This window comes from Pseudonocardia sp. SID8383 (genome assembly GCF_009864975.1).
GTDB lineage: Bacteria > Actinomycetota > Actinomycetes > Mycobacteriales > Pseudonocardiaceae > Pseudonocardia > Pseudonocardia alni.
In genome coordinates, this window is the sequence record NZ_WWFY01000034.1 from 1 (window position 1) to 8,208 (window position 8,208).

General features: G+C 73.4%; 6 protein-coding genes. 3 read left to right on the top strand and 3 right to left on the bottom strand.

Translation table 11 applies throughout. From position 1 onward, the window contains the following. Positions 1-1,182: beta-ketoacyl synthase N-terminal-like domain-containing protein (locus tag GTW08_RS00840; protein ID WP_161151256.1), on the bottom strand; the 1,182-nt coding region annotated here is incomplete at its 3' end. A 217-nt stretch (positions 1,183-1,399) separates the two neighbouring features. On the opposite strand from GTW08_RS00840, the gene GTW08_RS00845 reads away from it, so the two are divergent. Genes GTW08_RS00845 through GTW08_RS00855 form a run of 3 tightly spaced genes read left to right on the top strand, consistent with a single transcriptional unit; the run spans position 1,400 to position 5,143 of the window. Then, positions 1,400-2,815: a glycosyltransferase gene (locus GTW08_RS00845; protein ID WP_073575130.1), complete on the top strand. Its 1,416-nt coding sequence runs from the start codon at positions 1,400-1,402 to the stop codon at positions 2,813-2,815. Positions 2,816-2,846: 31 nt separating this feature from the next. Further along, the gene (locus tag GTW08_RS00850) at positions 2,847-3,905 is read left to right on the top strand and encodes a DegT/DnrJ/EryC1/StrS family aminotransferase (RefSeq protein WP_073575131.1); all 1,059 of its coding nucleotides are present in this window, start codon (positions 2,847-2,849) and stop codon (positions 3,903-3,905) included. Beyond that, positions 3,902-5,143 carry a cytochrome P450 gene (locus tag GTW08_RS00855; protein ID WP_202416219.1) on the top strand — a complete coding sequence of 414 codons (1,242 nt, stop codon included), beginning with the start codon at positions 3,902-3,904 and terminating at the stop codon, positions 5,141-5,143. Before GTW08_RS00850 ends, GTW08_RS00855 begins: the two co-directional genes overlap by 4 nt. Positions 5,144-5,193: 50 nt before the next feature. Here GTW08_RS00855 and GTW08_RS00860 read toward each other — a convergent pair whose 3' ends face one another. Both GTW08_RS00860 and GTW08_RS00865 read right to left on the bottom strand, forming a co-directional pair. Then, positions 5,194-6,399 (bottom strand): cytochrome P450, encoded by a 1,206-nt coding sequence (locus GTW08_RS00860; protein WP_073575132.1) that lies wholly within the window; start codon positions 6,397-6,399, stop codon positions 5,194-5,196. Beyond that, on the bottom strand, positions 6,396-8,208 hold a 1,813-nt coding region (locus GTW08_RS00865; RefSeq protein ID WP_161151257.1), incomplete at its 5' end, for a type I polyketide synthase. The genes GTW08_RS00865 and GTW08_RS00860, both read right to left, overlap by 4 nt.

The window sequence follows — 8,208 nt, forward strand, 5'->3', positions numbered from 1 at the left end:
GACCGCCCCGGCCGACCAGTCGACCCGGGTGCTGGGGGTGACGGCGTGCCGGGTCGCGGGCAGCAGCTCGTGGCGCAGGGCCTGCACGGTCGCGATCAGCCCGGCGACCCCGGCCGCGGCCTGGGCGTGCCCGACCACCGATTTCAGCGAGCCGACCCACAGCGGGCGGCCCGGGTCCCGGTCCTGCCCGTAGGTGGCGAGCAGGGCGCGCGCCTCCACCGGGTCGCCGACCGGGGTGCCGGTGCCGTGCGCCTCGACGGCGTCGACCTCGGCCGCGGTCAGACCCGCGTCAGCGAGCGCGTCGCGGATCATCCGCTCCTGCGCGGCCCCGCTCGGCGCGGTCAGGCCGTCGGTGGCGCCGTCGGCGGTGAGCGCCGAGCCGCGCAGCACAGCGAGGACCGGGTCACCGTCCGCGCGGGCGTGGGAGAGGCGCTTGAGCAGGACGACGCCGACCCCCTCCGCCCAGGCGGTGCCGTCGGCGTCGTCGGCGAAGACCTTGGCGCGTCCGTCGGGGGCCAGGCCGCCCTGGCGGGAGTGCCCGACCAGCGCGGCCGGGGTGGACATCACGCACACCCCGCCGGCCAGCGCGGCGGTGCACTCCCCCGCGTCCAGCGACCGGATCGCGAGGTGCAGCGCCACCAGCGACGACGACGACGTCGTGTCCACGGTCAGCGCGGGCCCCTCCAGCCCGAGCAGGTGGGCGAGCCGGCCGGAGGTGAGACCGGGGATCAGGCCGGTGAGGGCGTGTCCGGCGAGGTCGTCGGGCGAGTTCTGGACGACGCCCGCGTAGTCCTGCCCACCGGCCCCGACGAACACCCCGGTCCGGGTGCCGCGCAGCGACGACGGGTCGATCCCGGCGTGCTCGACCGCCTCCCAGGCGGTCTCGAGCACGAGGCGCTGCTGCGGGTCGGTGGAGACGGCTTCGCGCGGCGACATCCCGAAGAAGGCCGCGTCGAAGTCCCCGGCGCCGTCGAGGAACCCGGCAGTGCGGGTCGCGCAGCGCCCCGGCCCGTCGCCGTGCAGGGCGTCGAGGTCCCAGCCCCGGTCGTCCGGGAACCCGGAGGCCGTCTCCCGGTCCGAGCACAGCAGGTCCCAGAGGCCGTCGGCGTCGCGCACACCACCCGGATAGCGGCACGCCATTCCGACGACCACCACCGGGTCGCTGCCGTGTCCTGCCGTCATACCTCACCCCTGCACACGAATGCGGTCGTCTCGATGTGGCGCCGACCGTACGGTCGGCGCGGCTGTGGTTTTCCCTAATGAATGCGGCGGGCCGGGACCGAGGACTAGGGATTCCCCGGCGTCGGCCGTGGGATCAACTACCTGATCGCTGCACCGCGCCGCGGTGCGCCACGCGACGGGTCACCCGGCCCGTCACAGTCGGAGAGGGTGTCTACCCATGGGCGCGAATCGGCGGCCGATCCTGTTCGTCAGCTATGCGGAGAGCGGACTGCTCAATCCGCTCCTGGTCCTCGCCGGGGAACTGTCCCGGCGCGAGGTCGGGGACCTGTACTTCGCCGCCGACGAAAAGGCCCGCGACGACGTCGCGGGCGCGAGCACGGGCAGCCCCGTCACCTTCGCCTCGCTCGGCGACACCGTGTCGGAGATGTCGGCGGTGACCTGGGACGACGAGACCTACGCCGCGGTGACCCAGCGGGACCGGTTCCGGGCGCACGCCGCGGTCATCCGGCACTCCTTCGCCCCCGAGTCCCGGATCGAGAAGTACCGGGCGCTCGAACGCGTCGTCGACGAGGTCCGCCCGGCCCTGATGGTGATCGAGAGCATGTGCCAGTACGGCTACGAGCTCGCGATCACCAAGGGGATCCCGTTCGTGCTCGGCGTGCCGTTCGTCCCCAGCAACGTGCTCACCTCGCACGTCCCGTTCGCGAGGTCCTACACGCCGTCCGGGTTCCCGGTGCCGCACTCCGGGCTGCCGGCCACCATGACGCTGCGCCAGAAGATCGCCAACCAGCTGTTCCGGATCCGGACGCTCGGCATGTTCGTCACCAAGGAGACCCGCAAGGTCGTCGAGCGCGACGACGCCGTGCGGGCCGAGCTCGGCATCGCGCCCGAGGCCCGGCAGATGATGGCCCGCATCGACCACGCCGAGCAGGTGCTCTGCTACTCGGTGCCGGAGCTGGACTACCCGTTCGAGCTGCCCGAGAGGATGCGTCTCGTCGGCACGATGGTGCCGCCGCTGCCCCAGGTCGCCGACGGTGGTGAGCTCACCGACTGGCTCGACGCGCAGTCGTCGGTGGTCTACATGGGATTCGGCACGATCACCCGGCTGACCCGGCCCCAGGTCGCGTCGCTGGTCGAGGTGGCACGCCGGCTCGACGCCCGGGGTCACCAGGTGCTGTGGAAGCTGCCGCGCGAGCAGCAGGAGATGCTGCCACCCGCCACCGAGCTGCCCGCGGGCCTGCGGATCGAGAGCTGGGTGCCCTCCCAGCTCGACGTGCTGGCCCACCCGAGCGTGAAGGTGTTCTTCACCCACGCCGGCGGCAACGGCTACCACGAGGGCCTCTACTTCGGGAAGCCGCTGGTGGTCCGCCCGCTCTGGGTGGACTGTGACGACCAGGCGATCCGCGGCCAGGACTTCGGGGTCAGCCTCACCGTCGACCACCCGGAGACCGTCGACACCGACGACGTCCTCGACAAGGTCACCCGGGTCCTCGAGACCCCGGCCTTCACCGAGCGTGCCGCGCGCATGGGTCGGCTGCTGCACGAGGCGGGCGGGCGCGCCGCCGCCGCCGACCTGATCCTGCGCCTGCCCGTGCTCGCCGGGACCGACGCCCCGGCCGCCCGGACCGCCTGACCACGCGCCCCCACCGAACCAGGGAGTCACGATGTCCTTCACCCAACCGGTGTCCAAGCCGTGGCTCGACGGCCACGAGCTCGACTACGTCACCGACGCCGTCGGCGGCGGCTGGATCTCCTCGCAGGGCCCCTACATCGCACGGTTCGAGGAGGCGTTCGCCGCCTGGAACGGCGTCCCGCACGGGGTCGCCTGCTCGTCCGGGACGACGGCGCTGACCCTCGCCCTGCGCGCCCTGGGCGTCGGCCCGGGCGACGAGGTGATCGTCCCGGAGTTCACGATGATCGCCTCGGCGTGGGCGGTGACCTACACCGGCGCGACACCGGTGTTCGTCGACTGCGGCGACGACCTGAACATCGACGTCACGCTGCTCGAGGAGAAGATCACCCCGCGCACCAGGGTGATCATGCCGGTGCACGTCTACGGCCGCCGGTGCGACATGGAGCCGATCCTGGAGCTCGCCTACGAGTACAACCTGCGGGTCGTCGAGGACTCCGCCGAGGCGCACGGCGTGCTGCCCACCGGGGACATCGCCTGCTTCTCGCTGTTCGCCAACAAGATCATCACTGCGGGCGAGGGCGGGATCTGCGTGACCCGCGACCCGCACCTGGCCGAGCAGATGGCGCACCTGCGCGCGATGGCGTTCACCCGCGACCACAGCTTCCTGCACAAGAAGCTCGCCTACAACTACCGCATGACCAACATGCAGGCCGCCGTCGCGCTCGCCCAGACCGAGCAGCTCGAGGGCATCCTGGCGACCCGGCGCGACATCGAGAAGCGCTACGACGACGCCCTCCGCGACGTCCCCGGCATCACGCTGATGCCACCGCGGGACGTGCTCTGGATGTACGACCTGCGCGCCGAGCGCCGCGACGAGCTCCTCGCCCACCTCGCCGCCCGGGGCATCGACACCCGGGTGTTCTTCAAGCCGATGAGCCGCCAGCCGATGTACCTCGACCCGGTCTGGCCGACGCTCAACGCATCGCGGCTGGCTGCCGACGGCTTCTACCTCCCCACCCACACCGGGCTGACCGCCGAGGACCAGGAGTTCATCACCGGGCAGGTCCGCGCGTTCTACGGAGTGGCATGAGCACCGGCACCGCGAGGTCCACGCCGTCGGACACCGCCACCGGCTGCCCCGTCACCGGGGCCGGGGCAGGTGCCGCCACCTGCCCGGTGGCGTTCCCGCTGCGCCGTCCGGGAAGACCGTTCCCGCCCCCGGAGTACGCCGACTACCGCGACGGCGGTGAGCCCGTCCGGTCCGAGCTGCCCAGCGGCCCGGTCTGGCTGGTCACCCGGCACGCCGACGTGCGTGCCGTGCTCACCGACCCGCGGATCAGCGCCGACCCCTCCCGACCGGGCTTCCCGAAGGCGGCCCGGACCGGTGGGGCCCCGTCCGCGGACGAGGTGCCCGGCTGGTTCGTGTCGATGGACCCGCCGGAGCACGACCGGTTCCGCCGGACCCTGATCCCCGAGTTCACCGTCCGCAAGGTGCGCGCGCTGCGCCCGGAGATCCAGCAGATCGTCGACGACCGGATCGAGGCGATCCTCGCGAAGGACGGCGCCGCCGACCTGATCGAGGACTTCGCGCTGCCGGTGCCGTCCCTGGTGATCGCGGGCATGCTCGGCGTCCCGCGGGCCGACCGCGACTTCTTCGAGGCGAAGACCCGCGTCCTGGTCACTCTCAGCTCCAGCGACGAGGAACGCGACGCGGCGACCGCGGCCCTGCTGCGCTACCTGGGCCGGCTCATCCGGATCAAGGAGCGGCGCCCCGGCACCGACCTGATCAGCCGGCTCGCCGCGACCGGGACGTTGTCGCGCCAGGAGCTCTCCGGTGTGGCCATGCTGCTGCTGATCGCCGGTCACGAGACGACGGCGAACAACATCGGCCTCGGCATCGTCCAACTACTGACGAACCCGCAGTGGATCGGCGACGACCGCGTCGTCGAGGAGCTGCTGCGCTACTACTCGGTGGCCGACCTGGTCGCGTTCCGGGTCGCGCTGGCCGACGTCGAGATCGGCGGGCGCACGATCCGCGCGGGCGAGGGCATCCTGCCGCTGCTGGCCGCCGCCAACCACGACGACGACGCCTTCGACGGCGCCGGCGCGTTCGACCCGGAACGCTCCGCGCGCTCGCACGTGGCCTTCGGCTACGGCGTGCACCAGTGCCTGGGCCAGAACCTGGTGCGGCTGGAGATGGAGATCGCCTACCGCACGCTGTTCGACCGGATCCCGACGCTGCGCCTGGCGGTGCCCGCCGATGACCTGCGCGTGAAGTACGACGGCGTGTTGTTCGGTCTGCACGAGCTCCCGGTGACCTGGGGCTGAGCACACCCGCGCCATCGTGACCGCGTGCCGGGGCGGGTGTGCCCCGGCCGTCACCAGGTGACGGGCAGCTCCGTCAGACCACCGGACAGTCCCTCGGAGCCGCGGCGCATCTCCTGCACCGGACGGGCCGGGCGCAGGTCCGGCAGCCGGGTGAACAGCCGGGTGAAGGCGGTCCGCAGCGCCATCCGGGCCAGCGGTGCGCCGATGCAGTGCCACATGCCGTGTCCGAAGGTCAGGTGCGGGTTCGACTCCCGGCGGATGTCGAACACCTCCGGCTCGTCGAACACCTGGGTGTCGAAGTTGACCAGGGTGAAGTCCAGCAGCACCAGGTCGCCGGTGCGCAGGGTGACGCCACCGATCTCGACGTCGTCGGTGGCATAGCGGGGCAGCACCGATCCGCCCGCCTTGGCGCAGCGCAGGATCTCCTCGACGCCCTCGCGCATGGTGCGCTCGTCGGCGAGCGCGGCCGCCAGCTGGTCGGGGTGGGTCGCGAACAGCAGTACGCCCAGGTCGACGTGGCTGGCGACGCTGTCGAGCCCGGCGAACAGCAGACCGGCGGCGATCGGGCCGATCCGCTCGTCGGGCACCTGCGCGCACAGCCGGGACACGACGTCGTCGGTGGGCTCGGCCCGCTTGCGCCGGGCGACGGCGGACAGCAGCCCGAACAGCTCGGCCTGGACCGTGGCGACGCGCTCGGCGTCGTCCACCTCACCCATCGTCATGATGGTCCGCACCAGCTCGGGTCGGTCCTGCGGCGGGATCCCGATGAGTTCGCACAGCACCGTCAGCGAGTACGGCATGGAGAACCCGCCGTGCAGGTCGCCGGGGTTGCCCGCGGCGACGAACCCGTCGAGCACCTGCTCGGCGACCGCGGACACCGTGGGCGCCAGGCCCAGCACCCGGCGCGCGGAGAACTGCGGGGTGAGCAGGCGCCGCATCTCGGTGTGCAGGTCCCGGGCCTGCTGGGCGTCGTCGACGACCAGCAGGTCCAGGAACGGGTTGCGCACGTACCGCGGCGCGTTCGCCGGATCGGCGTGCGCGCGGCCGAGGCGCTCGTCGTGCAGCAGTGCTTTCAGCTCGGCGTAGCGGGTGACCAGCCAGGCCTCGTCGCCGGTGGGGGTCCGGACCCGGCACACGGGTGCCTGCTGCTGCAGCTCCCGCAGCAGCGGGCTCAGCCGCAGCACCGGCGGGGTCTGGCCCTCCAGGGACGGCGGGGGCCCGCCGCCGGTGACCGGGCAGGTCGTCGGGCTGGTCATGACGCGTCCTCCGTCGTCGGGGTGGGCAGCTCGGCGAGCCAGGTCTCGATCGCGTCGGCGGTGAGCGCGGAGTGCTCCATGGCCAGCGACAGGTGGTCGGCGTCGATGTCGACCACGGTGTCGGCGGGCACGGCGGAGGTGTCCAGGATGAAGCCCTCGACGTCGCGCGCGGCGCGCACCAGCAGCGTCGGCGCCGTCGTCGGCGGCGAGTCGATCTCGGTCATCGTCATGAACCAGTGCGCCATCGCCGACATCCGCGCGCTGTTGAGGGTGACCGACGGCGAGTCGATGTCGGCCAGGTAGAACCGGGTCGTGCGGTCCAGGTCGTTGCCCTCGGCCGCGTCCCACCGGATCGAGGCGGTGTCGAGCAGCACCACCGCCTCGGGCCGCACCCCCCAGGTCTCCTCCAGCACCCCTGCGGCCAGGTAGGCCAGCGACCCGCCGGTGGAGTGCCCGACCATCACGAACGGCTCGCCGTCACTGGCGAGCAGCACGCTCTCGGCGACGATCCGGGCCGCGGCCTCGCTGGTGGCAGGCAGCAGCTCGCCGGGTGCGAAGCCCATCAGCGGCAGCGCGGACACGTGCCGGCTGCCGCGGAAGTGCGCGGCGATGCGGGCGTACTGGTGCACCCCGCCGGTGGCGCCGGGGGCGCTGACGAAGATCAGCCGGGGGGCGGCGGGCCCCTCGGCGAGCGTGACCGGCTCGGACAGCTCCTCCAGCTCGGCCGGGGACTCGAACATCGGTCGGGTGTTCGCCGCGGCCTTGAGCATCCGCATCGCCTCGACCAGCTTGCCGCCGCGGACGGCGGCGTGGAACAGGCCGACGAGGGTCTCCTCGCCGGGCTGTGCGGGCCGCCCGGCGACGACGGCGGGCGAGGCGCCGGGGGCCGGGGCCTGCTCGACGAGCTCGTGCAGCCGGCGGGCGAGCTTCACCGGGGTGGTGCTGTCGAAGACGATCGACCCGGCCAGCCGCAGCCCGAGGACCTCGCCGAGCTGGTTGCGCAGCCCGACCGCGACGAGCGAGTCGAAGCCCAGCTCGAGGAAGCCGCGCTCCGGGTCGACCGCCGCCGCGTCCTCGTGCCCGAGCAGTCCGGCCGTGTAGCCGGTGACGAGCTCGACGAGCAGTGCCTCCCGGCCGGCGGCGTCGAGGCGGTGCAGCCGTTCGCGCACCGTGACCGGCGAGGAGCCGGCGACGGCGGCGGTGCGGCGGGTGCGGGGCACCAGGTCGCGCCACAGCGCGGGCAGCGCCTGCTGCACGGCGAGACCGGCGACGTTGATCCGGGTCGGGACGACGACCGGTTCCGGGCGGGCGAGTGCGGCGTCGAACAGGGCGAGGCCGTCGGCGGCGTCGAGGGCGGGCAGGCCGCCGCGGGCCATCCGGTCGAGGTCGGCGTCGGTGACCTGCTCGGTCATGCCGCTCCCGCGGCCCCACGGGCCCCAGCCCAGCGACACCGCGGGCAGGCCGAGCCCGGCCCGGTACCCGGCGAGGCCGTCGAGTCCGGCGTTGGCGGCGGCGTAGTTGGCCTGCCCGGCGCTGCCGAGGATCCCCGACACCGACGAGTACAGGACGAAACCGGCCAGCGGCAGCTCGCGGGTCGCGGCGTGCAGGTGCCACGCCGCGTCGAGCTTGGGGCGCAGCACCCCGGCGAGGCGCTCCGGGGTGAGCGAGCCGGTCAGGCCGTCGTCGAGGACGCCGGCGGTGTGCACGACCGCGGTCAGCGGGTGCCCGGCCGGGACGGAGCCGACCAGCGCGGCGACGGCGTCGGGGTCCCCGGCGTCGCACGCGGTGACGGCGACGGCGGCGCCGAGC